This is a genomic window from Chitinimonas sp. JJ19 (assembly GCF_036961565.1).
GTDB lineage: Bacteria > Pseudomonadota > Gammaproteobacteria > Burkholderiales > Chitinimonadaceae > Chitinimonas.
Map to the genome: position 1 here is coordinate 269,863 of NZ_JBAMDD010000003.1, position 25,148 is coordinate 295,010.

The window sequence follows — 25,148 nt, forward strand, 5'->3', positions numbered from 1 at the left end:
CTGCATGCCTAGGCAATTCAGGCGGCTGGATGAGCTGTCTGCAGGGTTTCAAGTGCCGCAAGCGCATCGGGGTGGTCTGGGTGCAGTTGCAAACTGCGCTGCAGATCACTGACAGCACTTGCTGTCTGGCCCAGCTTGGCGCGCGACACGCCACGCATGCGATAGGCATCGGCCAGCTCGGGCACCAGGGCAATGGCTTCGCTGAAAGCGGCTACTGCATCGGCGTGCCTGTCCAGATCGGCAAGTACGATGCCGAAATTCATGGTGGCGTTCAGCGTAGCCTCCATATTTGAGCCAGGTTGGCGACGTAGCTGCTCAAAGCAGGCCAGCGCCAGCTCATTGGCTTTGAAGGCCCGTGCCTGATTGGCAAGCCGGCCCAGCACTTCCGGGTCACCGTTCACCATGCTGACCAGCGTTTGCAGATGATCCAGTGCGGCGGCATGCTGGCCTGCCAAGCTGATGGCAACTATTTGTTGCACCCTGAGTGCAAGCTGGTCGGGCCAGCGTGCGACGGCGGTATCGAGGCGAGCGTGGGCGGCATGTGCTTCGCCTTGGGCCAGCAGGGCGCCGGCCAGCATGACCCACCATTCAACCGGCGCTTCATCGATGCCATCGACCATGGGCTCGAGCAAGGCGCGGACGCGGGCCTGGTCGCCTAGGCTGGCGCACACATTGGCCAGGTTGGCATTGATGGCAGGGTCGCTGGGTTCCAGTGCCAATGCCTGCTCCAGTGCCTGTCGCGCATTGTGCAGCATGCCGCTGGCGCGCAGGCCCAGGCCGAAGCTGTTCAGCGTCCGGGCGTCATTGGGTTCGCGCAGCAGGCTGACGCGCAAGAAGGCAACGGCTTCTTCATAGCGTTCCAGCATCAGTTGCACCATGCCCATCAAGGCCAGCGCCCTGGCATCCAACGGTGATTCGGCCAGCCTGGCCTGCAAGCCTGTGGCTGCCAGCCCCAGATTGCCCGCCTGCATGAGTGCAGTGGCTTCTTTCTCCCAGTTTTCGGCGCTCTCTTGCGTTGAAACCATTGTCTCTCCCTTTTTGGTTTTGACTGATTGCATCGGGCGTTGAAGCCTGCCGGCAGCCTCGACTCCTGATCGAGACCGGATGCGAGTGAGAAATTTCGGCGCAGCCTATGAAGGTATAGGTGAGAAGAAATTTTTCGCGCGCAGCGCCGTGTCGGGACGAAAGCGAGGTGTCCAGCAGTTTCCTTTACGCGGAGTGGGTGCTGCTCTGGTCGGTTCCGGCATGCTGTGCAACGTGCGCTCGCCAGATATTGCGCAAGGCTGTTTCAAAGTCCTGGGTAAATGCCTTGGCATCGCCCAGGGTGGAGCGGGCAAAGCGATCACGCATGCCCATCCTGGTGGCGGCCAGGGTGGCGGTGTCGCCTGCAAGCTGTCGTGCACGGCGGCGATAGTCGGCCGTGTCGGTTGCTATCCAGTCGGGTAGATCCAGTGCACTCAGTATGCTCGCGCCGGCACGCTCGAATGAGCTGGGGCCGGCCAGGGTCAGGACGGGCAGGCCCATCCACAATGTCAGCAAGCTGGTAACACCACCAGGATAGGGAAAGGTGTCGAGCGCGATATCTACCTGCTTGAGTAGTTCAAGGAATTCCGGCAGTGGCTTCTTGCCGAATACTGTCAGCCGTTCGCGCGGGACTTCGCGCAGGGCAAACAAACGATAGATGCGGTCGATGGCCGCAGTGTTATCGTCCGATTCGCCGCTGTAGACCAACAGCTTGGCATCGGGGAAATCGTCCAGCAGCATCTCGGACCAGGTGTCGAGCACTGTGCTGTTGGCACGGGAGAAGTGGGTAAAGGCGCCGAAAGTGAGGTGACCGTTCTGTAAGAACGGCAGTGGTGCTATGGCGCTGGCGCTGCTGGGCGGCTGGAAGCAGAAAGCACTGGGCAGGCGTAGCAGTTTCTCGCTGTGCAATTTTTCGGTCTGGCCGACAGGGTCCATCTGTGCATCGCTGATGCGCCAGTCCATGGCATCCAGCCCTGTGGTGGCAAAGAAACCCAGCCAGCTTATCTGTATCGGCGCTGGTTTCAATGCAAACACCTTGAGGCGGTTCCCCTGCGTGTGCACCGAAAGATCGAACAGAATATCAATGGCATCCTGGCGGATGCGGTCTGCCAGGACTTCGGGTATCAGGGGCACAATATTGCGCCAATGGGTGGCGTGCGCCCGCAACCTGGCGGTGACTTCGTCTTCCTGGTTGTTGGCGGCATAGCAAACAATCTCGAACTGGTCTTTGTCCAGCTCGCGCAGTACGGGCTCCAGTAGCTTGGCGACTGCATGGTCGCGGAAGTCGGCGGACACAAAGCCCAGCCTGAGCTTGCGGTTGGGGTCGGTGGCATGCGGCAGCGCTTGTTGTTTGTCCTTCAGCGGCAGGGCGAAGCGCTCGTTCCAGAGGCGTGCCTCGGCGTAGCGCGTGTCGGCGCTACAGGTGTGATCGTAATGCAGCGAGAAGATCAGATTGCTTTGCAGTTCCGGCTTGTCGGGCGCCAGTACGATGGCCTGGCGCAGGCTTTGCAGACCCAGCGCCACATCGCCGGCACGCACTTGGGCAACTGCCAGGTTGGACAGTAACGGCCATTCGCCCGGTGCCAGCATCAGGGCATGGCGGAAATGTTCGGCTGCGCCGCGGACGTCCCCCTTGGCGCTGAACACGGAGCCGAGATTGGCATAGCAGGCTGCCAGGTTGGTGCCGCGCAGGCGCATGGCCTGCTGTATGCAGTCTATGGCGCCGGCGTAGTCCCCCAGGAACTGTTTGATGGTGCCCAGATTGCCCAGCACATCACTGGCATCTGGTTCCAGTTCAAGCACGCGTTCCAGCGTGGCATGCGCCTCTTTGTGTCTGCCCATATAGCTGAGGCCCACGGCATGGGCACGCAGTATGGTGGTGTTATCGGGGTTGATGGCCAACTGATCGCTGACCAGCATTTCGGCCTCGGTATATTCGCCTAACTGATACAGGACGGAGATCAGGTTGTTGCGTGCCTGATACAGGCTGGGCATCCATACCTGGGCCTGGCGTAGATGAAATGCCGCTTTGTCCAGCTCGTTGCGGCGCATATGGAGATGGCCGAGGTTGTTGTGGGCCTCGGCATGTGTGGGGCGGAACAGCAGTGCCAGCCGCAGGCTTTCGGCAGCAGCATCGTCCTGGCCCAGCTCCGCCTGAACGACCGCCAGGTTGTAATGACCATCGGGGTTGGCAGGATTGAGTTCTATGGCCTTGCGGTAGCACTTTGCCGCCTCGCTGAACCGGCCGGCAATTTTTTCCACATTGCCGAGATTGACCAGCCCTTGAACCATCTTGGGCTCCAGCTCCACCGCGCGTTCCAGCTGCTTTCTCGCACCATCCAGATCGCCTGACTGGGCCAATATCACGCCATAGGCATTGATCAGGGGAATGAAATCGGGATTGCCCTCCAGCATGGGCTCCAGCAGGGCCAGGGCCTCTGCATGCTTGCCTTGCTCGCTGAGTTTGCTGGCACGCATGACCTTGTCGGCAGGTGCTTCCTTGCTGGCTTCTTCTTGAGTGCTCTGTGTCTGTTCGCTAGTCATGGCAGGGGAGGAAGAGATAAATGGCGCAGGGAACAAGTGCAAGAGTTGTGCCGCCAAGGCCATGGCTGACGCAAGGTAGGCGACTCATGGTAGGCATAGCTGCGGGGGCTTGTCGATACTCTTGGCAAAGAAGGGCCAGCAGTGCGGTCTGGTAGCGTGGATGGCTTTGCGGTGTGGGGCGTAGCTGAGCCCCTCGACCATTTGGCATGGCAGGGGGCGGGAATATATCCCTGAATGCGTTGGGAAATTGCGTCTCAAACTGGCGCGGATACTGCTATAGAGAAAGGGCCGGTCAGTGATGGGTTGTTGGTAATTTTCACAGTATGTAGAGCTAAAGTTCTAAAAATGCGCGTCGATAACATGTGCGGTGGTCTTGTACGTGGGGTGGCTGTGGATTCAAGGGCTTGGTTGTACTTCAGTAAATACTGATACTTGAATTTGCCTTGTGCCCGTCCTACTATCGATTCGCACCATCAACCCTTTGCGCAAAGGAGCTTCAATCATGCAACACAAGCTTATCAAGACCTCACTAGGGGTCGGCTTGCTTGCTGCGGGTCTTACCGCACAAGCTGCTGATTACCCGAGCTTTGGTCAGGGGCAGGTGTACTACAAGCCCTTGACTACTGGTGGCATCTATTTCGCATCGCTGATGCCGAATGGTGACGAAACCACCTCCAGCGTGCTTTTGCTTGAAATGCTCCAGGGCACTGGGACGGCGCCCAATACCTGGACCTATATCGTCAGCAGCTCAACGCTGGCCGCATCCTCGGGTCGTAGCATAGCCCTGACCATCGGTGCAGCAGGTGCCAACGAACCGGCAGCCAGCGCGTATTCCAAGTTCACCAATGGCCGCAATACGGCAGGTGTCTTCCTGACGACGGGTGCTACCAGCCTGCCGGTGGCTGCGCTACCGTTCTCCTATTCGTCGGTTTCCGGTTCGGGCTCGACGGCGGTGACCTGTGATGTGACGTTCAATGCGAATGTCGATATCGCTGATCAGATGACTTACGCCGTAACGGCTAATCGCCCGAAGAACTGGGCGTTTACCACCACGGGTGCTGTGGGCCTGACGGCTGCCTCCGCCAATACCGATGCGGTGGGTTTTGTTACCGCCATCGCCCGCGCAAGCGGCGCGAACTCCACCAGTGGTACGGTAACCCTGTCCTTGGTGCCTATTGCGGGCGGGATGTTCCAGCAAACGGCCACCAATGTGACCGCAACCTACCCGACTATCAGCAATACCGTTGGTACTTTGTTCTACTTCAACGGTTCGGCAGTCGGCGCAGGTTCGACCAACAACGCCACCGTACTGTCGGGTACGGCGACCGCTGCTTTTGGTACCAACGGCCTGCCGTCGGCTGTCAACGCCGCCAGCCAACTGGCCGGCTCGGTCGCCTTTGGCGCGACTTCGGCTGTGGCCTTGAACAGCTGTATCAATGTCAAGGTGGCCCGCGAGAAGTACAACGCGGGTGTGCTGGGCAGCGTTGGCGCTGGCATGCTGAAGCTGTGGTAATTCTGGGCTTCGAGGAAAACCACCGTTTCGACGGTGGTTTTTTTTCGCCTGGGCGATCTTCGCGCAGGCGCTTGTCCTTGCTATGCTCATTGGTGTCCGGTGCCGTTCCGCTGGGCGCTACGCCTTAGCCGTCCTTATTGTTGGTCCCTTTCAAACTCAATCACGTATCGGCCATATGAAAGAAGATCCGCTCTACCTTACCCCGGACCAAGCTACTGAATGGGCTTGGCAGTGCCTGCGTGAAAACAAGCTGCAAGATGCTGAAAATCTGTGTGAGAAACTCGCAAACCGATATCCCGAGCATGGCGGCAATTGGTATCTGCGTGCCTTGGTAGCACAGGCGGATGGCCGCCATGGCGATAGCCTGGATTACCTTGGTCGGGTGGCACAACAGCCTGAGCTGACGATACCTTTGATGCAGGCCAAGGGGTATGCCTATGCCGCGCTGGGGCAGTGGGCTGAATCACTGGAGCAATATGAGCTGCTGATCAGCTTGCAGCCCGATGTGGCCGATAGCTATTTTCAGGCCGGTGTGGCTTGCCGTGAGCTCGGCCGTCTGGATGAGGCCCGCAGGCATTTCCGCCGGGCTGGCATGCTGGATGAGTCGCGTGGTGATGCCCCGTTTGCGCTGGGCAGCCTGCTGTTGGCCATGGGGCAAGCAGAACCGGCCTTGGCTGCACTCAAGCTCGCAGCGGCACGCTTGCCGGAAGACGCAAGCGCCTTCCTGAATCTGGGTTTGGCCTACCAGGCCATGGAAGACGCGGTGGCCGCCGAGCGTTGCTACCGACAGTCCTTGTCGCTCAAGCCTGACTTTGCCCTGGCGCACGCCAACCTGGGCTTGTTGCTGCAAGCGCTGGATAGAGGCGCGGAGTCCAGTACCTTCATGGATGAAGCCATCAAGCTCGACCCCACGCTGGCCCAGCCTCTGGGGCGCTAGCGGCGGGCCTGCCGCGCACGGTGTTATCCCATTCAACATGCCCACACTATCCCGAGACGCGGAACGATGACACTAGCAAGTGATCAAGCAATAGAAGCCTGCCTGGAACAGGGTGAGCATGAACAGGCGCTGGCTTTGGCAGAGGCTCGCCTATTGGCGCAGCAGCAGGATGTCCCGGCAGCATTCTATGCTGGCGTCAGCCTGTTTTTGCTGGAACGTGCCGAAGAGTCGGGCAGGGTGCTGGATTGGGTGCTGGAGGCGCAGCCGGATCACTTACGGGCATTGAATGCCCGTGCGCAGGTTTGCCTGCAGCAGCATGATCTGGATAGGGCCAAGCAATTACTCGAGCGCGCCATCGCCCTGGCACCCGATGATCTGCGCACCAACTTCAATCTGGGGCAGGTATTGGTGCTCAAGGGGGACTCAGAGGATGCCGTGCCACCGCTGGAGAAAGCCTTGGCGCAAAGCCCGGATTTGATCCCAGCACATCTCTACCTGGCCGACTGTAAGTATGAGCTGCATGAGTATGAAAGCGCGCTTCAGCACTACCGGGTGGCAGGTGAGGCGACGCCTGATTCATTGGACATCAAGAACAATATTGCGGCCTGCCTGATACGGCTGGGCAATCTGGCGGAAGCCAAGAATACGCTGGACCTGATACTGGAGCAGGCGCCCAAGGACCGGGGAGTGCTCTACAACCTGGCGGCAACCTGCCAGCTGGCCGGTATGCACGGCATGGCCATTGAGTACTTTCGCAAGTTGTATGTGTATTTCCCCAATGATGTAGAGGTGGCTGTCAATTTCGGGCTGTCGTATGAGCGGCTGGGTTGGATGGATCAGGCTGCCGTTTACTACATGCGTGCGGCTCAGCTGGCACCAGACTCAGCTGACCCGCATTGCTACCTCGGCGGGGTATATGAGTTCCGCAAACAGGATGAAAAGGCGCAGCAGGAATACGAGCGTTGCCTGGAGATCAAGCCTGACCATTCTGAGGCACTGGCCCGCCTGGCCAATCTCAAGAACCGCCAGAACCTGGGTGAAGAAGCGGAGGCCCTGCTCCGCAAAGCGATTAAGGCCAAGCCGGATTGGGGCTCTCCCTACCTGCAGCTGATCAATCTACTGCAGGAGCGTCAGTGTTTCGATGAAGCGCTGGTGTTTATGGAAAAGCTGGAAAGTATTGCCGAAGGCGCACATGAAACACTGCTGACGCGTGCCAGCCTGCTGCTCAAGATGGGGCAGATTGCCAAGGCGATGGCAGTGTACCGGACGGTACTGGAGGAACAGCCGCGCCACCCCGATGCTGCGTCGGGCATGTTGTTCTGCATGAACTATGACCCCGAGCTTACGCCTGAGCGCCTGGCCGATGCTTACAAGGATTGGGACAGGTTGTTTGCCCGTCATTTGCTGCGCAAAGATGTGGTGTGGCCCAATGAAGTGCTGCCGGATCGTCGTTTGAAGGTGGGTTTCGTCTCGGGGGACCTGCGTGGTCACTCGGTAGCGTTCTTTCTTGAGCCTATCTTGCAGCAGCATGACAAGGACAAGCTCGATATCTATTGCTATTCGACCCATGCCTATACCGATACGGTTACGCTGCGGCTGATGAAGTACTCGGACCATTGGCGCTTTATCCATGATCTGTCGGATGAGGCGGTGCTGGAGCTGCTGCGACTCGATGAGATCGATATTCTGATCGACCTCTCCAACCATACCGCACATCACCGGCTGTATCTGTTCGCGCGAAAGGCGGCGCCGATACAGATGACCTGGATAGGTATGCCGACAACCACCGGTATAGCAGCGATCGACTATCGGATTACCGATGCGCGCATGGACCCGGTAGGCATGACGGAGTCGCTGCATGCCGAGAAGTTACTGCGCTTGCCCAGTTCCGGCTGGTGTTACCGGCCTGCGGATGAGGCACAAGGCCTGGAAGTCGGCGAGCTGCCTGCTCTGCGTAACGGCCACCTCTCCTTTGCTTCGTTCAATGCCTTTGGCAAGATCAACAATGAGGTGATCACGCTGTGGGCCCGGATGTTCAAGCGCATGCCGACGGCGGTGCTGCATATGTTTACCGGCGGCAAGGACGATGAATCCAACCTCAATGACACGGTGAACGAGACTTTCGAGGCATGCGGTTTCCCCATGGCGCAGCTCAAGCTGTTTGGCCGCAAGCCGCTGGATCAGTTTTATGCCTTTCACCAGCAGATAGATATTGCCCTGGATCCATTCCCCTACAACGGCGGTACCACGACTGCGCACGATCTCTGGATGGGGGTGCCGGTTTTGACGCTGGCAGGCCGCAAACCCATACAGCGCATGGGGGTCAGCATGAATACCAGCGTGGGCCTGGAGCAGTTCATTGCCCAGACGCCGGAGGAGTATGTGGATATCGCTGTGGCCTTTGACAACCCAGCCGGTTATCAGCGCTTGGCCGGGATACGGGGGGCATTGCGGCAGAACATGCAGGATTCGCCACTGATGAATGCCGAGCAGGTAACGCGTGACCTGGAAGACGGTTTGCGGACGGCTTGGTTGGCATGGTGCGAAACGCAGAAAGAGCAGGCCTCTGCGCCTGCTCTGGCTTGATTCTTGCCTGTGTGGCCTGATTGATAATCCAAGACAGAGGCCCTTGAAGGGGTTCTGTGTTTCTGATGGGCGGGGAAGATCATGTTCAATGATAAAAGCATTCTGATCACCGGCGGTACCGGCTCGTTTGGCCGCCGCTTTATCACCAACCTGCTCAAGCAATATACGCCGCGTCGCGTGGTGGTTTTTTCGAGGGACGAGCTCAAGCAGTACGAAATGCAGCAGACCTTCAATGCGCCCTGCATGCGTTATTTTCTGGGCGATGTACGCGATGGGGAGCGGCTGACGCAAGCGATGCGGGGCATAGACTTTGTCGTGCATGCCGCTGCGCTCAAGCAGGTTCCTGCGGCAGAGTACAACCCCACGGAATGCATACGCACCAATGTGAGCGGTGCCGAGAATGTGATCAAGGCGGCGCTGGAAAACGGCGTGCGGAAGGTGATTGCGCTGTCTACCGACAAAGCGGCCAGCCCCATCAATCTGTATGGCGCCACCAAGCTGCTGAGCGACAAGCTGTTTGTGGCGGCCAACAATATAGCCGGCGGTCAGGCTACCCGGTTCGCCGTGGTGCGTTATGGCAACGTGGTGGGCTCGCGTGGCTCTGTCGTGCCGTTCTTTCAGAAACTGATCGACGATGGTGCCACCGCGCTGCCGATTACCGATGCTCGCATGACACGGTTCTGGATTACCCTGGACCATGGTGTGGATTTCGTGCTGAAGAACTTTGCCCGCATGCGGGGCGGGGAGCTGTTCGTACCCAAGATTCCCTCCATACGGATTACCGACCTGGCAGAGGCAATGGCCCCGCATTTGCCCCATCAGATCGTCGGCATACGCCCAGGCGAAAAACTGCATGAGCTGATGGTGCCGCTCGATGACGCCCGCATGACCCTGGAGTTTGAGGATCATTTCGTGATTCAGCCATCCGCACGCTTTACCAATGTAGATATCGACTTTGCGGTCGATGGCCTGGGCGAACGGGGCAAGCCGGTGGATGAAGACTTCGAGTACCGCTCGGACACCAATCCGCACTTCCTCTCGGTAGCCGAAACGGCTGCGCTCAACCAGCAGCCCTGATGCCATGATTCCTTACGGTCGCCAGCAGATAGACCAGGCCGATATTGATGCCGTTGTGACCACCTTGCAGTCGGATTGGTTGACACAAGGGCCTGCCATTGCCCGGTTTGAACGTGCAATTGCCGAGCATTGCGAGGCCAGGCATGCCGTGGCTGTCTGTAATGCCACGGCGGCGCTGCATATTGCCTGCATGGCGCTGGACCTGGGGCCGGGCGAATTGCTGTGGACCACGCCCAATACCTTTGTGGCCAGCGCCAATTGCGGGCGTTATTGCGGCGCTGACGTCGATTTTGTCGATATTGATCCGCGCACCTGGAATATGTGTCCGCAGCAATTGGCCCGCAAGCTGGAGGCCGCAGCGCTGGCAGGTCGTTTGCCCAAGATTGTGGTGCCTGTTGCGTTCTCCGGGCAGAGTTGCGATATGGCACGCATACGCGAGCTGTCTCGCCAATATGGTTTTTATGTCATTGAGGATGCATCTCACGCAGTCGGGGCCAGCTATAGGGGCAGGCCGGTGGGTTGTGGCGATTACGCCGACATGACCATATTCAGCTTTCACCCGGTCAAGATCATTACGACTGGCGAGGGGGGCTTGATACTGACCAATCGCGATGACCTGGCCGAGCGCCTGGCGCGCCTGCGCAGCCACGGCATTACCCGCGACACCGCATTGATGCAGGGCGAGAGCGATGGCCCCTGGTATTACCAGCAACTGGAGCTGGGCTACAACTTTCGGATGACTGATATCCAGGCGGCTTTGGGTTATTCGCAATGGCAGCGACTGGCGGTGTTTTTGGCGCGCCGCCGTGCCTTGGCAGCCCGCTATGATGCGCTGCTTGCCGATCTGCCGCTGCAATTGCCACATCGGCAAGCAGAGGCGGAGTCGGCCTGGCACCTGTATGTGGTCAGGGTGCAGGGTGGGCTGGACCATCGCAAGGTATTTGATGCCTTGCGCGCGGCCGGTATCGGCGTGAACCTGCACTACATCCCGGTACATACCCAGCCTTATTACCAGGCGCTGGGGTTCAAGCAGGGTGATTACCCTGAAGCGGAGCAGTACTACGCCGAGGCCATCAGCCTGCCCATGTATGCCGCCTTGCAGGATGGCGAGCAGGATCAGGTTGTGGCAGCACTGCGCCAAGCCATTACAGCCTTGGCGGGATAGTAGACAAACATAGAGTAGGCAAACATAGGATAGTCGATGCACCCAAGCGAACGCTATTTGTCCCTGCTGAAGAAAAGCCTGCTGAACGATCTCTATATCGAGAATGAAGCACGGATCGTGATGCTGGCGTATCAGTTGCTGTTTTTTCCGGATCGCCCAGCGATAGGCCAGTTGATCAAGGATTTCCTGGCGATAGAGGAGACCCAGTATTTCGCTGCAGTGACCAGCAACAAGGAAACCGGCGGGGTGCTACCTGCCATGCGAATGACCGCTGCCGGCCAGGAAGAGATTACCGAGTTTCGCAATTTCTCGTTTGTCGCCCATTCGATGATAGGCCGCAAGCGCATGGACAATCTGCACCAGTGCCTGGATCGGATACGCCTGGACGGGATTGCTGGCGACCTGATAGAAACCGGCGTGTGGAAGGGTGGCGCCACCCTGTTCATGCGGGGCTTTCTGGCGGCGCATGGCATGGATGACCGCAAGGTTTGGGTGGCGGATTCCTTTGACGGCCTGCCCAAGGCCAGCCTGGCGCAGGACAAGGGGCTGGATTTCAGTAAGGGGCAGTACCCTTACTTGGCTATAGGCATCGATGCGGTGAAGGACCTGTTTGCCCGATATGAGCTGCTGGACGAGCAGGTACAGTTTCTCAAGGGGTGGTTCAAGGATACCCTACCCATTGCGCCTATCGAGAAGCTGGCCCTGCTGCGGCTGGATGGCGACCTGTATGAGTCGACCATGGACGGCCTGCAGCATCTGTATCACAAGCTTAGCCCTGGCGGCTTTGTCATCGTGGATGACTACTTGTCGTTCCCGGGCTGCAAGGAGGCGGTGGACGACTACCGGCAGGCGCATGGGATAGTTGACGAGCTAATGCCGATCGACGAGTTCTCGGCTTACTGGCGCAAGGCGGCCAGCTAGGCGGACGGTAAAGGCATTGGTGTTTTTTGGTATTCATCTACTTAGGCAGGCAGCAATGCGTACACCCAGTGAACAGGAAGCCTTCTGGCAAGGTGATTTCGGCGATGACTATGTCGAGCGCAATCACGGACCGGCGCTATTGGCCAGCAACCTGGCCTTGTTTGCCAAGGTGCTGGGGCGTACCGGCAAGGTGGAGAGCCTGATCGAGTTTGGCACCAACCGTGGCTTGAACCTGCAAGCCTTGAGGCAACTGCTGCCACACTGCCAGTTGTCGGGCGTGGAACTGAATGCCAAGGCGCATGCCGAGGTCAGCCAGCTGGGTATTGCCGATGTATGGCATGGCTCCTTGTTTGACTACCCGGTAAGCAAACAATCGGACCTTGCGCTGATCAAGGGGGTATTGATACATCTGGCGCCGGAGCTGTTGCCTATTGCCTATGGCAAGCTGTATGAAGCGAGCCGGCGCTACATCCTGCTGGTGGAGTACTACAATCCCTCGCCGGTCGAGATCAGCTACCGTGGGCATGAAGGCAAGCTGTTCAAACGGGACTTCGCTGGCGAGATGCTGGATCGCTATCCGGACCTGGCGCTGGTGGACTACGGTTTCAGCTACCGCCGCGATCCGGTTTTCCTTGGCACGGATTGCACCTGGTTTCTGCTGGAGAAACATTGACGCCCATTTGCTTTACGCAGGGGCATGGTGAATTGCCGGACAACCCAAGATAGCTGCCATGATATGACCAAGGTCGCCATTATTCCCGCCCGTGGCGGTAGCAAGCGCATACCACGCAAGAACATCAGGCTGTTTCATGGGCGTCCCATGCTGGCCTACTCCATCGCTGCCGCAAAGGCGTGCGGCTTGTTTGACCGTATTGTGGTCAGCACGGACGATGCCGAGATCATGGCGCTAGCCCTTGGCCTGGGGGCAGAGGTGCCTTTTACCCGCCCAGCTGAGTTGGCCGATGACCATACCACCACCATTGCTGTGATACAGCACGCGATTACCGCCCTGCAGGCAGCTGGCGAGCCCGTTGAAATGGCCTGCTGCATCTATGCCACGGCGCCCTTCGTGCAAGCGCAGTACCTGCGGGCCGGCCATGCCGCGCTGAGCGCCCGCACCGACAAGGCCTATGCCTTCTCGGTAACCAGTTTTCCTTTTCCGGTGCAGCGTGCCATTCGGCTGGACCAGGATGGCTGTGTCGATGCGCTTTACCCGGAGTTCCGTAACACCCGCTCGCAGGATCTGGAGGAGGCTTACCATGATGCCGGCCAGTTCTACTGGGGCAGGGCTGAGGCCTGGTTGCGGGGAGAGGTGATTTTCTCGCCTGCCTCCTTGCCAGTGATACTGCCGCGCTATCTGGTGCAGGATATCGATACAGCAGAGGATTGGCAGCGGGCGGAGTATCTCTATGGTGCCCTGTTGGCGGGCGGCGAGATACAACAGTGAATATCCTGTTCCGGACAGATGCTTCGCTGGCTATAGGTTCTGGCCATGTTATGCGCTGCCTGACATTGGCCCATGTGCTGGCTGCAGCAGGTGCGACAGTGAGCTTTGCCTGCAGGGCCTTGCCGGGCAATGCGCTCGGCCTTATCGCGGGCCAGGGTTTTGTTGCCCATGCTTTGCCGGCGGTCTATCCGGGGGAAGCGGCCGAGGTGGATATCGAGGCCGCCCTGGATTGGCAGGCTGATATCGACGCCCTGAGGGCAGTGTTACCCGCGCAGGCTCAGTTCGACTGGGTGGTGGTTGATCATTACGGCCTGGATGCGCAATGGCAGCAGGCAGCCCGGCAGTACACGCAGCGCATTGCTGTGGTGGATGATCTGGCAAATCGCAGACATGCGGCCGACCTGCTGTTGGACCAGAATCTGTCAGCACCGCATGCCGATTACACCCGCTTGCTGCCCAGCCATGCCCGGGCCTTGCTTGGCCCGCGCTATGCCTTGCTACGGCCGGCGTACCGCGGCGGGGCGATGGTGGTTGCGCCGCTGGCAAAGCGGGTCGTGGTCAGTTTTGGCGGGGTGGATGCAGGCGGCGAGACCTTCAAGGCCATGGATGCCTTGGCAGAACTGCCCGATCTGGAAGTGGATTTCGTGGCGGGTGCGGCCAACCCAGCCTGGGCGGGTTTGGTAGAAAAAGCAGAGGGCAAGCCGCACTGGCGCTTGCACCGGCATGTGGCCGACTTTGCCAGCCTGATGCGCCAGGCCGACCTATTTGTCGGTGCGGGCGGTGGCACCAGTTGGGAGCGCGCTGCCCTGGGCCTGCCAACCCTGTGCATTGCGGTTGCGCCTAACCAGGTTGCCAACGCTGAGCATATGGCGGCCGCCGGTGCGCAGCTGTATCTGGGCGAGGCCGGGCAGGTGACCGTGGCGGGTTTGCGCGAGGCCATACGGCTGCTGGCAGGCAACCATGGCTTGCGCCACAGCCTGTCGCAGCGATCGGGGCAACTGGTGGATGGCTTGGGCGCGCAGCGGGTCGCGGCGGCTTTGCTGGCGCAGGGGCTAAGGCTACGACCGGCGACGCAGGACGATGCCCGTTTGCTGCATGAAGGGCGCAACGCCGAGTCGGTGCGGCGCTGGTCTTTGCAGACTGCACCTATACCATGGGACAGGCACCTGGCCTGGCTGTCGGCCTCGCTGCTCAACCCGGATCGCCGCTTGCTGGTGGCCGAAGCCAGCGATGGACCGGTGGGGGTGCTGCGTTATGACCATACTGGGGCAGGGCGGGCCGAGGTGTCGATCTATCTGCTGGCTGGTCGCGAAGGCCTGGGCTGGGCCCGTGCCATGCTGCAGCGCGGCGATCAGGAGATCAAGCAATACTGGCCGGATCTGCAGGCAATCGACGCTATCGTAAGACCGGACAATCAGGCCTCCTTGGGCTTGTTTCGGCAGGCGGGCTATGTGCAGGCGGATTGCCATTTTGTACGGCATCTGGACACGGCCCCGGCCAGTTGCTGAGAGCCAGGCCCGATTGGCCTGCACGCAATGGGACAGGCCTGATAATCTTGTAGCAGGCATAGGGCCTGCAGGGAGCCAAATACCCATGAGCGGATTCAAGATAGGTTCACGCCAGATAGGCCTGAATGCGCCACCGTTTGTGATCGCGGAGATGAGCGGCAATCACAATCAGTCGCTGGAGCGTGCCCTGGCCATTGTGGAGGCGGCGGCGCAGGCGGGCGCCCATGCGCTCAAGCTGCAAACCTACACGCCGGACACCATGACGCTGGACCTGGACCAGGGCGAGTTCCATATTGGCGACCCCAATAGCCTGTGGGCCGGGACTTCGCTCTACAAGCTGTACCAGGAGGCTTACACCCCCTGGGAATGGCATCAGCCCATCTTTGAGCGGGCCAAGTCATTGGGCATGCTGGCGTTCTCCACCCCTTTCGATGAGACAGCGGTGGACTTTCTGGAGACGCTGGATGTGCCTGCCTACAAGGTAGCCAGTTTCGAGAACACCGACATACCGCTGATACGCAAGGTAGCTGCCACTGGCAAGCCCATGATCATCTCCACCGGCATGGCCAATGTGGCAGAGCTGGACGAGAGCGTGCGCGAGGCGAGGGCGGCGGGGTGTCGTGACCTGGTACTGCTCAAATGCACTAGCACCTATCCTGCGACACCGCAGAATACCCACCTGCGTACTATTCCTCATTTGCGCGAGCTGTTTGGCTGTGAGGTGGGGCTGTCTGATCACACCATGGGAGTAGGTGCGGCGGTGGCGGCGGTGGCCTTGGGGGCGGTGGTGGTGGAGAAGCATTTTACCTTGCGCCGTGCGGATGGCGGGGTGGATGCGACCTTCTCGCTGGAGCCTGCAGAACTGGCTTCGCTGGTGGTCGAAACCGAGCGTGCCTGGCAGGCCATGGGTCAAGTCCAGTATGGTGCTACCAGTGCCGAGCAGAAGTCGCTGGTGTATCGCCGCTCCTTGTATGTGGTTGCGGATATCGCTGCTGGCGAGATATTCAGCGCCGACAATGTCCGTGCCATACGCCCAGGCCTGGGCTTGCCGCCCAAACACCTGGAGGTCGTACTGGGGCGCCGTGCGGGGCGTGATTTGCCGCGCGGCACGCCTTTGAGCTGGGACTGCTTGGCATGATCCTGTCGGCTGCCGTGATAGGCTGTGGGCGTATTGGAACCGGTTTTGTCGGCCTCTCGGCCCGCGTGGGTGTGGCTAATCACGCGGCGGCTTACGCCAAGCACCCTGGCGTAAGCCTGCTTGCCGTGGCGGACCCTGTGGAAGCGGCTCGCGAGCAAGCGGCGCAGGCCTATGGTGTGCCTGCCTATGCCGACCATGTATCCATGCTGCAGCAGTGCCAGCCTGCACTGGTCAGTATCGCCAGCCCGGATGCGACCCATGCCGCAGTATTGCGTGACGTACTGCAATGCGCCAGCGTGCGTGGCGTGCTGGTGGAAAAACCCCTGGCGCTTACAGCGGACGAAGCGGCTGCGCTGCTTGCATTGGCTAGTGAGCGAGGCGTGCAGCTGGCGGTGAACTACAGCCGGCGCTATTCCCACCGCCTGCAGCATATTGCCGCACGCCTGCGCGGTGGCGAATGTGGCAGGGTTTTGTCATTGCAGGGGCATTACACCAAGGGTATTACCCACAATGGCAGCCACTGGCTGGATTGGGCACGGCTGCTGGCCGGCGAGATTGTGACGGTTCGTGCCGTGGATTGCGGTATGCCGGCCTATGAGCAGGACCCCAGCCCCTCGGTGCAGCTTGGGTTTGCCTGCGGTGCTACAGGGTGGTTGCAGGCCTTGTCGCATCACGACTATGCCAGTTTTGAGCTGGAAGTATTTACCGACCAGGCCAGGCTGCGATTTAGCGAGTCTGGCCAGGTATTCGAGTCCTGGCGTGCTGGCGAGAGCCCAGATTACCCCGGTTACCGGCAACTCTTGCCGCAAGGGCGGCAGGATGATCTGCTGAAGGATGTGCTGCTGCATGCCGTTACCGACCTGGTCGAGGCGGTACAGCAAGGCCGACCTGTACTCTGCCAAGGCGGCGACGGTTTGGCCGCCTTGCGGCTGGCGGAGGCTGCTATCGCCAGCCTGCAGCAGGGCGGTGTCGAGGTGAGGCTTGCTTGAACCCCTGATTTTGGCGGTAGCCGGTGACCCGGGCGGTGCCAATGCCCTGGCGCCGGCATTGGCGTGGCTGAGACAGCAGGGGTGCCGCATTCATGCTGCGGGGTATAGGCAGGCACCCGCCTTGTGGGCAGCATTGGGCTGGCAGGTGGAGCCGCTGCCCGAGCACGGTTTCGATGCGGCAGCCTGGCTGGCCCGGCATAGGGCCGCTCTCTTGCTGACGGCAACCTCGGCCAATGGTGTGGATCTGGAGCGGTTGCTGTGGCAGCAAGCCCGAGTCGATGGGTTGACCAGCCTGGCCCTGCTGGATTTCTGGTCCAACTACCCGCTGCGCTTCCAATCTGGCCAGGACTGGAGCTGGCCAGACCACCTCGCCGTGATGGATGCGGGAAGTGCCACTGAGCTTCGCACCTTGGGGGCGCCCCAGATACACATCACCGGCCAACCCGCGCTGGATGCCTTGCCGGCGTTGCTGCAGGCGTTTACCCCTGCTAGGCGACAAGCCCTGCGTGATGATCAGCAGACAGGACAATCCCGGGCGCTTTTGTTTGTCTCACAGCCACTGGCGGCGCTCTACGGTAGCGAGGCTGCGGCACGCCGGGCCGTCGGTTACTGCGAAGCCGATGTCTGGGCGGACCTGGTGGCTGCGATACCGACACTGATAAGGCCCACACAGGTTTGGGTTAGACCCCACCCGCGTGAGTGCGTGCCTGACTGGCGCTCGCGCCTTGCGCCCCATGCCTGGGCCAAACTGGCCGAAGGTGACAATGGGCGGGATTGGGTGCTGGCCGCCGATGGCGTGCTGGGCATGAATTCCATGTTGCTGCAGGAGGCCTGCCTGCTGGGCAAGCCGGTATTGAGCTATCAACCTGGCCTGATGGGGACGGATGTGCTGCCCGCCAACCGGCAGGGCTGGAGTACGGCGGTAAGCAGCCGTGCTGGCTTTGCCACGCAGTTGGCTGGCTGGCTGGACACGCTGCCCCCCTCCTTGGCGCCGTTGCCGGATGGACAGGCTACCGAGCGTCTGGGTAAGCTGGTACTGGAATTGCTTGTGCGAGTGTAGGTAGCCATAAGGGTATGCCGGGGGCGTCGTCCGAGCCTACTCAACAAATAGCCAAAGACAGGGCAGGTACATGCAAAACAGACTCGCGTTGCTGGGTGGCGAGCCGGTGCGCCATGAGGCGCCCCCCACCTATCGCACCTTGGGCGATGAAGAGCGCAGCGCCGTCAACGCGGTGCTCGATAGCGGCGTGCTGTCGCAGTTCCTGGGAACTTGGTCGCCTGATTTCTTTGGCGGGCCAAGGGTGCAGGCGCTGGAGCGCGCCTGGGAGCAGTATTTCCAGGTCAAGTACGCCGTCAGTCTCAACTCTGCGACTTCAGGCCTGTTTGCCGCTGTTGGTGCCGCAGGTGTCGGGCCTGGTGACGAGGTTATCGTGTCGGCCTACACCATGAGCGCCTCCGCCGTGGCGGCCGTGGTGTATGGTGGCATACCGGTATTTGCCGATATCGATCCGCAGACCTTCTGCCTGACGCCCGAGACCATCCGGCCGCTCATCACACCCCGTACCCGCGCCATCATCGTGGTCGACCTGTTCGGCTACCCTGCCGATATCGCCGCCATCAAGGCGCTGGCAAAGCCGCTAGGCATTACCGTGATTGAGGACAATGCCCAAGGGCCAGGCGCCAGCCGTAATGGCAGGCTGGCAGGTGGTGAGGCAGACATGACTGTCTTCAGCCTCAACTATCACAAGACCATCCATAGCGGCGAAGGCGGTGTGGTGACCACCCAGGACGCCAGGCTGGCAGAGCGGCTGCAACTGATACGCAATCATGCCGAGGTGGTGGTACAGCAGAAGTCGCCTGATATCGCGCCCGAGGACCTGGTCAACCTGATCGGTTTCAATTACCGCATGACCGAGATCGAGGCCGCCATTGCGGCCGAGCAGCTCAAGAAGCTGCCGCAGTTGCTCAAGCGCAGACAGGACAATGCCGCCACCCTGATACGCGAACTGGCAGACCTGCCTGGGCTGACCATGCCGCGCGTGGAGACGGGCATCGCACACGGCTGGTATGTGTTCCCCATGCACTATGCGGCTGCCGCAACCGGCGTGCCGCGCGCCCGTGTTGCCGCGGCCATGCGGGCCGAAGGTTTTCCAATTGGCGAGGGTTACGTCAAACCTATCTACTGGCAGCCTATGTACCGCAAAGGCATCGCCATGGGGCCTGAGGGTTTTCCATTCTCGCTGGCCAGGGCAGAGGGACGCTTGCCTGACTATCACGAGGTGCTCTGCCCGGTAACGGAACGGATGCATATCAGTGAACTGCTGACCGGTGACCTGGTACATGCCGGATGGACGGATGGCGATCTGGCACAGCTGATAGCGGCCTTCCGCAAGGTGTTCGGACAACTAGACAGCCTCAAGGAAGAGGGGGCGTGATGGCATCGCTGTTACAAGGCAGTCGGCTGGATTTGCGCGCCTTGTGCGACGCCGATGCGGACGGCCCTTACCCTGGCTGGCTGAACGACCCCCTGGTCTGCGCCGGCAATAGCCATGGCGTCTGGCCCTACAGCCGTGAAATGGCGCGTGATTTCATCGCCCGTAGCCGGCAAACCCGCGATGCGCTGACCTTGGCCATGGTGGTACGTGACGATGGCCGTCATATCGGCAATATCAGCCTGCAAGCCCTGCATGCAGGCAACCGCAGTGCCGAGTTTGCCGTGTTGCTGGGTGATCGCACGGCCTGGGGCCAGGGTTATGGCCTGGAGGCTGCCAGACTGATCGTGGCCCATGGCTTTGACAACCTCAACCTGCATCGCATTCATTGCGGCACCTTTGCCGACAACCAAGCCATGCTGGCGCTTGCCCGCAAGCTGGGCATGCAGCAGGAAGGCCTACGGCGCCAGGCTGTCTACAAGCGTGGCGCCTGGCTGGATGTGGTGGAATTTGGCCTGCTGCGTGACGAGTTTGTGCGCACCTGATGGAGCAGTGAATATGGAATTCGCGATACGGCAGTGGCTGCCGCCTGGTACGCAGGGCTTTGCCCAATTGGCTGATACGCCCGGCCGCTGGCGTCCGCTCTGGTTGCGCTGGCTGTCATGGCGTAGCGAGGACGCCCATTTTGCTTCCTTTCTCGACGACCTGGAAAGCTGGCTGGTTCAGGAACCGCCGCGTGACTGGCAGAAGCGGTTGGACAACCACCTGGGCCATTTCCGTAACCGCTATTTTCTTTTTCTGTGCTGGGCTGATGGCTGCAGCGCCAACCCGCGCAGCGATGCGGAACTGCCCGATATCAGCTGGTTGGGCGACATCCCCCGGCATGATCTGTTGCGTTGGCGTAGGCAGCAGGTATTGGACCAACTGGCACTGAAGTCCACGCTGGACTGGCACCAGCAAGCTGGCTTGGGCCAGGCGTTGACCTATCGGGGGGTGAATCTGGCACCTGCCTATGATTACTACCTCTTGCCCGATCTGCTCAAGGAGCACTATCGCGCCTTCAAGGAAACCGCGCATGACTGAGCCCAAGCAAGCAGGCCGTGCTGCCCTGATCTGGCTGGTGTGGGACAAAAATGCCGCCGTGCTCGACCATTATCTGGCTGGGCGTGAACCCCATGTAATCGTCACGGTGGCGCAGTTCGCCACCTTGCAGTTGCGCGAGGTGCTCAACAAGCATGGTGCCGCCATTCATATCCTGGCCGAGGAGATTCCCCACGCAGGCATACTGGCCGGTCGGCGCATGCGCGATGAGGCCTTTGGGCCGGAGCAGGCTCGGCAATGGGCGGCTTTTGAGGCCGGGCACGCGGCTTATCTGCATCAACCTGGCATCGCAGCCGCGCTGGAAGCCCAGGCCAGCGATGCCATGCTGGCCTGGCTGCAGCAATTGGTGCGTGAGCTGGATGCAGTGGCGGCGCAGTACCCGGTTGGCTTGCTGGTGGTCAACGAGGACTACATGGCCATGACCAAGACGGCCGTGCTGTGGGCCAAGGCGCGGGGCGTGCCCAGTCTGCATCTGGAGCACAACCCGTCTACCTTCTTCCCTTTTGGCATGCACCAGCAGCAGAACGCCGACTGGATGGCCATCTCTGGTCCGATTGCCCGTGAAGATTACGAATGCGGTGGCTACGCTCCGGATCGCCTGATTGAAACCGGCTTGCCACAGTTTGACCGCCTGCATGCCGAGCGCGGACAGCGTGCCGAGCATCGGCGCCTACTCTGCGAATCCCTGGGTATTGCGGTCAGTGACAAGCCTATCGTCCTGTTTGCCACAACTTGGTCGGCCCCGCATTCGGCCAGCATGCGGCAAGACCTGTACGCCTGGAGCGTGTCGGCATTTTTCAGGGCAATCAAACAGATACGTGGACGTTATCACTGCGTTATCAAGGATAGGCCAGCTACCGGCAGCCACAGCGCTGATGCGCTGGCCGATATTGCGGCCCGCCACGGCGTGGATCACCAGCACTGGACCTATAGCAATGCCGAGCCGGTACAGGCATTGCTTGCGGCAGACCTGGTGGTGGCGGTGAACTCCGGCCTGCTGGTGGAAGCCATCATGGCAGGGGTGCCTGCCATCAACCTGCTGACCGACTCGGCTGCGCTCTATGGGCCGGGCCTGCCGGCAGAGGCAGGTGTGGTGGTCAGCCCGCCAGCGGAGCTGGCAGACAACATTAGCCGATTGCTGGATCAGCCGGGCTGGCGCAGCGGGAAGCTGGCCGCTATGGCGGCCTTTGCACCCCGCTTGAATGCGGCTGCCGATGGCCAGGCCACCCAGCGGGTGGCCGAGCTGATGGGACGGCTTTGGCGCGTTACGCAGGCGGAGCCGGTGACGGATGCCCGAGATTTGCTGCAACAGCCCTGGCAACGACAATTCGAGCAGCATAGCCCGGCCAGCCTACAGTCGCGTGACGCACTAAGACAGCAATGGGCGGCCGATGCCCAGGTGGTTGCAACAGCCATTGAGTTTGTTGGCGGCGACTGGCGCGGTAGGGATGTCTGCGCGGAAGCGCAGCGCGCAGGGCAGGTGCTGACCATACGGCTGGACAGCCTGGGGCGTGCCGCCTGGGCCTTGAATCACGAGCCTTTCGGCTCTTGGCATGAGGGTGTGCCTGGTGATCTGCCCTTGCAAGCGGGCACGGTTGATTTGCTGTTGTTTGGCGACCAATTTGCCCGCCTGCTCAACCCCTGGGGCTGGCTCAAGCAATTGCGTCCCTTGCTGACACCCAAGGCTCGATTGCATCTGAGCGTGCCCAATGCACGCAACGTGCTGCTGTTGGCAGAGCTGGCTGAAGGCCGATGGCCGGTGGATGAACCAGACCAACTGGCCGCACCACGGCCCTGGACCCGCAAGGAGCTGGCGAGACTGCTGCACAGCATGGATTTGTGTCTGGCAACGGTGGCCTATCAGGCTGATGCGCGCTTGCAGGATGAGGCCAGCAAGGCCGAGACCGATACCGAGGCACGTGATGTGGGGTTGGGGCGCTTCAGCCTCAGCAATGCCACACCGCAGGAGCGGCGTGAGCTGACGGCCAAGACCTTGATGGTGATTGCTGCGCCTAGCGCATCGGACCGCGATCTGGTCGACTACCGCCGCACGACGGCCAGCACGGAAGAAGATGGGTACGAGCTTTGGTTAAAGCGCCATGCGCTCAGCGATATCGAGGCCAAGCTGTTCGAGTCGCATATGGCCAGTTGGCCATCTCATCCCTGCGTGGAGATTTTCCTCTATGCCCTGGGCGACTGCGAAAAGCGCTTGGTACGCAGCATACAGTCGCTGTCTGCCCAGCTGTATTACAACGTGATCATCACCGTACTGTCGGACCGCGACGCGCCAGGGGGCCTGCCGTTGGGCGAGCGCTTCCGCTGGGGGCGTATCAGCGGCGAGCCGGTGGCAGCCTGCAATATGGCGGCATCTGCTTCTACGGCTGATTGGATATGTACGCTGGACGCAGGCGACGAGCTGGCAGCCCACGCCTTGCTGTTTGCCATGGAGGCCAGCCATCGCCATGCTGCCTGGCAGGTGCTCTACACAGACGAGGACCGCCTGGGCGTGGAAGGTCACTACAGCCATCCGCAGTTCAAGCCGGATATCAATCTGGACTTGCTGCGAGCCCAGCCCTATATCGGGGGGCTGTTGCTGGTGCGGGCCCAGGCATACAAGGAACTGGGCGGTTTCAATGCCTCGCTGGCGGGTGTGGAGGAATCTGACCTGGTGTTGCGAGCATTCGAGCGTTTGGGCGCGCCGGCCATAGGCCACCTGGCTGACGTGCTATATCACCGGGCAGAGGACGGCGGCCATGTCCGGGCGGACTCCGAGGTCTTGATAGCGCGTGCGCGGGAAGCCCTGCAGCAGCATATAGACCGTTGCCAGTTGCCCGCCAGCATACGCCCTGGCTACTTCCCCGGTAGTTTCAGGCTGGACTACGCCGCCCCGGCGGACGTACTGGTGTCTTTGCTATTGCCGGTACGCGACCAATTTGACAAGGTGCAGCGAGCGGTGGAGTCACTGGTCAGCCAGACCAGCCATGCCAACTATGAGCTGCTGATACTGGATAATGGATCGCAAGATCCGGCCATGGTGGCTTGGCTGAATGAACTGGATGCGCTGGACGATCCGCGGCTCAAGGTCTTTACCTCGCCGGACCTGCAGTCGTTGCCGGTGCTGTATCACGCTTTGGCGGATGCCAGCCAGGGCGAGATCCTAGTCATGCTGCAGCCAGATATCGCCGTGCTGGATGCCGATTGGTTGAGCCAGCTGACTGGCCTTGCGTTGCGGCAGGAGATAGGTGCGGTGGCGCCGCGTCTGTTTGACAGCCAGGGCAAGGTCAGGGAAACAGCCAGGGTGCTGGGCTATAACGGCCCGGCCGAGCCGGCCTATACCCAGGTTGCGCTGGATTTTGCCGGCTACATGGGCCGTGCCCACCTGCCGCAGAATGTTTCCGCATTGCGGGGCGGCTGCATTGCGATACGGCGCAGTGTGTTTTATGCGGTGGGGGGCTTCAACACCGCACAATACAGCCAGGACGCCGAGTTGGAGCTGTGTCTGCGCCTGGCGCAGCAGGGCCTGCAGTCTTTGTGGACACCGTTTGTCAATCTGATTTGCGACGGCAATGCGGCAGCCGTGTTCGCGGCGGGCGCGGAACAAAAAAACGCCGAGCAGGAGGCCCTGTACCGGGACTGGTTACCGCAGCTGGCACGCGACCCGAATTACAACTCCAACCTGCTGCTGGAGGTGGAGCCGTTCCATATGCACCCCAGCGTCAATTTGGTGTGGGATACCTTGCCCTGGCGGCCACTCAAGCGAGTGGTGGTGTTGCCGGCAGATCGCATGGGTTGCGGCAACTATCGGCTGATCATGCCGGCCCGTACGGCTACCCGCCACGGCAAGCTATGGGGTCGCATACATCAGCAGCATTTCAGCGTGACTGACCTGGAGCGCATCGAGCTGGATGGCCTGGTGTTCCAGCGCCAGACATCCGATGAGCAGCTCTCCATCCTGGAGACCTACAGCAAGTTTGCGCGGCCATTGTTGATTTATGAGATCGACGATCTGATTACCCATGTGCCGACCAAGAGCGTGCACAAGGCGCAAATCCCCAAGGACATTGCCGCCCGGTTCGGGCGAGGGGTGCGCCTGGCAGACCGCTTTGTGGTATCAACCGAGCCGCTGCAGGAGGCGTATCGCGATATGTGCGACGACATCCGGGTGGTGAAGAATCGGCTGGAGGCGCCCGTGTGGGGCAATCTGACCTCATTGCGTCGACAGGGTCGCAAGCCCAGGGTGGGGTGGGCTGGCGGGGTAGGGCATACGGGGGATCTGGAGTTGATAGTCTCGGTGGTAAAGGAGCTGGCCAGCGAGGTGGACTGGATATTCTTTGGCCTGTGCCCTGATGCCGTCCGTCCCTTTGTGGCCGAGGTGCATGGGGGGGTGCCGTTTGAGCACTATCCGGCCAAGCTGGCCAGCCTGAACCTAGATCTGGCGCTGGCGCCGCTGGAGATGAATCCCTTCAATGAGGCCAAGTCCAATCTACGTTTGCTGGAATACGGCATTCTCGGTTGGCCGGTCATTTGCACCGATATCGTGCCCTACCAGGGCGGGTTCCCGGTAACCCGGCTGAAGAACCGCCATGCGGACTGGATCAAGGCCATACGCGAGCATTTGTCTGATATGGACGAGTTGGCACGACGCGGCGATGCCCTGCGCCAGCACATACTGGATGAATGGATGCTGGAGGATCATCTGGATGAATGGGTGGCCGCCTGGACGCGCTGAGCCTTGGCGCAATTAATTATCGGTAAAACCAAGGAATT

General features: G+C 60.6%; 18 protein-coding genes. 16 read left to right on the forward strand and 2 right to left on the reverse strand.

Translation table 11 applies throughout. The features are described from left to right. Positions 1-17: 17 nt before the first annotated feature. Positions 18-1,025 carry a tetratricopeptide repeat protein gene (locus tag V7714_RS05655; RefSeq protein WP_335708839.1) on the reverse strand — a complete coding sequence of 336 codons (1,008 nt, stop codon included), beginning with the start codon at positions 1,023-1,025 and terminating at the stop codon, positions 18-20. Positions 1,026-1,209: 184 nt separating this feature from the next. Next, a complete protein-coding gene (locus V7714_RS05660; RefSeq protein WP_335708840.1) occupies positions 1,210-3,567 on the reverse strand; it encodes a tetratricopeptide repeat protein in 2,358 nt (785 codons plus the stop codon). A 502-nt stretch (positions 3,568-4,069) separates the two neighbouring features. Between V7714_RS05660 and V7714_RS05665 the strand changes: the two genes are divergently transcribed. The 16 genes from V7714_RS05665 to V7714_RS05740 all read left to right on the forward strand — a co-directional run bounded on the left by V7714_RS05665 (position 4,070) and on the right by V7714_RS05740 (position 25,110). After that, complete coding sequence (locus V7714_RS05665; protein ID WP_335708841.1) at positions 4,070-5,080, forward strand: hypothetical protein; 1,011 nt, start codon at positions 4,070-4,072, stop codon at positions 5,078-5,080. A gap of 175 nt (positions 5,081-5,255) precedes the next feature. After that, entirely contained in the window at positions 5,256-6,017 is a 762-nt protein-coding gene (locus V7714_RS05670; protein WP_335708842.1) for a tetratricopeptide repeat protein, read from the forward strand. Between the two features lie 66 nt (positions 6,018-6,083). After that, complete coding sequence (locus V7714_RS05675) at positions 6,084-8,603, forward strand: tetratricopeptide repeat protein (RefSeq protein WP_335708843.1); 2,520 nt, start codon at positions 6,084-6,086, stop codon at positions 8,601-8,603. Positions 8,604-8,684: 81 nt separating this feature from the next. Continuing rightward, positions 8,685-9,680: a UDP-N-acetylglucosamine 4,6-dehydratase (inverting) gene (pseB, locus tag V7714_RS05680; RefSeq protein WP_335708844.1), complete on the forward strand. Its 996-nt coding sequence runs from the start codon at positions 8,685-8,687 to the stop codon at positions 9,678-9,680. A 4-nt stretch (positions 9,681-9,684) separates the two neighbouring features. Then, positions 9,685-10,845: a UDP-4-amino-4,6-dideoxy-N-acetyl-beta-L-altrosamine transaminase gene (gene pseC / locus V7714_RS05685; protein ID WP_335708845.1), complete on the forward strand. Its 1,161-nt coding sequence runs from the start codon at positions 9,685-9,687 to the stop codon at positions 10,843-10,845. A gap of 36 nt (positions 10,846-10,881) precedes the next feature. Beyond that, entirely contained in the window at positions 10,882-11,766 is an 885-nt protein-coding gene (locus V7714_RS05690) for a TylF/MycF/NovP-related O-methyltransferase (protein WP_335708846.1), read from the forward strand. Between the two features lie 55 nt (positions 11,767-11,821). Beyond that, a complete protein-coding gene (locus V7714_RS05695; RefSeq protein WP_335708847.1) occupies positions 11,822-12,439 on the forward strand; it encodes a pseudaminic acid biosynthesis-associated methylase in 618 nt (205 codons plus the stop codon). 63 nt (positions 12,440-12,502) lie between these two features. Then, positions 12,503-13,213 carry a pseudaminic acid cytidylyltransferase gene (gene pseF / locus V7714_RS05700; RefSeq protein WP_335708848.1) on the forward strand — a complete coding sequence of 237 codons (711 nt, stop codon included), beginning with the start codon at positions 12,503-12,505 and terminating at the stop codon, positions 13,211-13,213. Beyond that, positions 13,210-14,721 carry a UDP-2,4-diacetamido-2,4,6-trideoxy-beta-L-altropyranose hydrolase gene (gene pseG / locus V7714_RS05705; protein WP_335708849.1) on the forward strand — a complete coding sequence of 504 codons (1,512 nt, stop codon included), beginning with the start codon at positions 13,210-13,212 and terminating at the stop codon, positions 14,719-14,721. The genes pseF and pseG overlap by 4 nt, the downstream gene beginning before the upstream one ends. Positions 14,722-14,806: 85 nt before the next feature. Beyond that, positions 14,807-15,859 (forward strand): pseudaminic acid synthase, encoded by a 1,053-nt coding sequence (gene pseI / locus V7714_RS05710; RefSeq protein ID WP_335708850.1) that lies wholly within the window; start codon positions 14,807-14,809, stop codon positions 15,857-15,859. Further along, positions 15,856-16,848, forward strand: coding sequence for a Gfo/Idh/MocA family protein (locus tag V7714_RS05715; protein ID WP_335708851.1), 993 nt, complete (start codon positions 15,856-15,858; stop codon positions 16,846-16,848). Before pseI ends, V7714_RS05715 begins: the two co-directional genes overlap by 4 nt. Beyond that, positions 16,841-17,908 carry a hypothetical protein gene (locus tag V7714_RS05720; protein WP_335708852.1) on the forward strand — a complete coding sequence of 356 codons (1,068 nt, stop codon included), beginning with the start codon at positions 16,841-16,843 and terminating at the stop codon, positions 17,906-17,908. Before V7714_RS05715 ends, V7714_RS05720 begins: the two co-directional genes overlap by 8 nt. A gap of 70 nt (positions 17,909-17,978) precedes the next feature. Next, positions 17,979-19,283 carry a DegT/DnrJ/EryC1/StrS family aminotransferase gene (locus tag V7714_RS05725; RefSeq protein WP_335708853.1) on the forward strand — a complete coding sequence of 435 codons (1,305 nt, stop codon included), beginning with the start codon at positions 17,979-17,981 and terminating at the stop codon, positions 19,281-19,283. Beyond that, a complete protein-coding gene (locus tag V7714_RS05730; protein WP_335708854.1) occupies positions 19,283-19,825 on the forward strand; it encodes a GNAT family N-acetyltransferase in 543 nt (180 codons plus the stop codon). The genes V7714_RS05725 and V7714_RS05730 overlap by 1 nt, the downstream gene beginning before the upstream one ends. Before the next feature lie 13 nt (positions 19,826-19,838). Next, positions 19,839-20,363 carry a hypothetical protein gene (locus V7714_RS05735; RefSeq protein ID WP_335708855.1) on the forward strand — a complete coding sequence of 175 codons (525 nt, stop codon included), beginning with the start codon at positions 19,839-19,841 and terminating at the stop codon, positions 20,361-20,363. Then, positions 20,356-25,110: a glycosyltransferase gene (locus V7714_RS05740; protein WP_335708856.1), complete on the forward strand. Its 4,755-nt coding sequence runs from the start codon at positions 20,356-20,358 to the stop codon at positions 25,108-25,110. Before V7714_RS05735 ends, V7714_RS05740 begins: the two co-directional genes overlap by 8 nt. Positions 25,111-25,148: the final 38 nt, after the last annotated feature.

Coding starts and splice junctions, on each gene's coding strand:
- V7714_RS05655 (WP_335708839.1), bottom strand. CDS start 1,025: ATGGTTTCAACGCAAGAGAGCGCCGAAAACTGGGAGAAAGAAGCCACT.
- V7714_RS05660 (WP_335708840.1), bottom strand. CDS start 3,567: ATGACTAGCGAACAGACACAGAGCACTCAAGAAGAAGCCAGCAAGGAA.
- V7714_RS05665 (WP_335708841.1), top strand. CDS start 4,070: ATGCAACACAAGCTTATCAAGACCTCACTAGGGGTCGGCTTGCTTGCT.
- V7714_RS05670 (WP_335708842.1), top strand. CDS start 5,256: ATGAAAGAAGATCCGCTCTACCTTACCCCGGACCAAGCTACTGAATGG.
- V7714_RS05675 (WP_335708843.1), top strand. CDS start 6,084: ATGACACTAGCAAGTGATCAAGCAATAGAAGCCTGCCTGGAACAGGGT.
- pseB (WP_335708844.1), top strand. CDS start 8,685: ATGTTCAATGATAAAAGCATTCTGATCACCGGCGGTACCGGCTCGTTT.
- pseC (WP_335708845.1), top strand. CDS start 9,685: ATGATTCCTTACGGTCGCCAGCAGATAGACCAGGCCGATATTGATGCC.
- V7714_RS05690 (WP_335708846.1), top strand. CDS start 10,882: ATGCACCCAAGCGAACGCTATTTGTCCCTGCTGAAGAAAAGCCTGCTG.
- V7714_RS05695 (WP_335708847.1), top strand. CDS start 11,822: ATGCGTACACCCAGTGAACAGGAAGCCTTCTGGCAAGGTGATTTCGGC.
- pseF (WP_335708848.1), top strand. CDS start 12,503: ATGACCAAGGTCGCCATTATTCCCGCCCGTGGCGGTAGCAAGCGCATA.
- pseI (WP_335708850.1), top strand. CDS start 14,807: ATGAGCGGATTCAAGATAGGTTCACGCCAGATAGGCCTGAATGCGCCA.
- V7714_RS05715 (WP_335708851.1), top strand. CDS start 15,856: ATGATCCTGTCGGCTGCCGTGATAGGCTGTGGGCGTATTGGAACCGGT.
- V7714_RS05725 (WP_335708853.1), top strand. CDS start 17,979: ATGCAAAACAGACTCGCGTTGCTGGGTGGCGAGCCGGTGCGCCATGAG.
- V7714_RS05730 (WP_335708854.1), top strand. CDS start 19,283: ATGGCATCGCTGTTACAAGGCAGTCGGCTGGATTTGCGCGCCTTGTGC.
- V7714_RS05735 (WP_335708855.1), top strand. CDS start 19,839: ATGGAATTCGCGATACGGCAGTGGCTGCCGCCTGGTACGCAGGGCTTT.
- V7714_RS05740 (WP_335708856.1), top strand. CDS start 20,356: ATGACTGAGCCCAAGCAAGCAGGCCGTGCTGCCCTGATCTGGCTGGTG.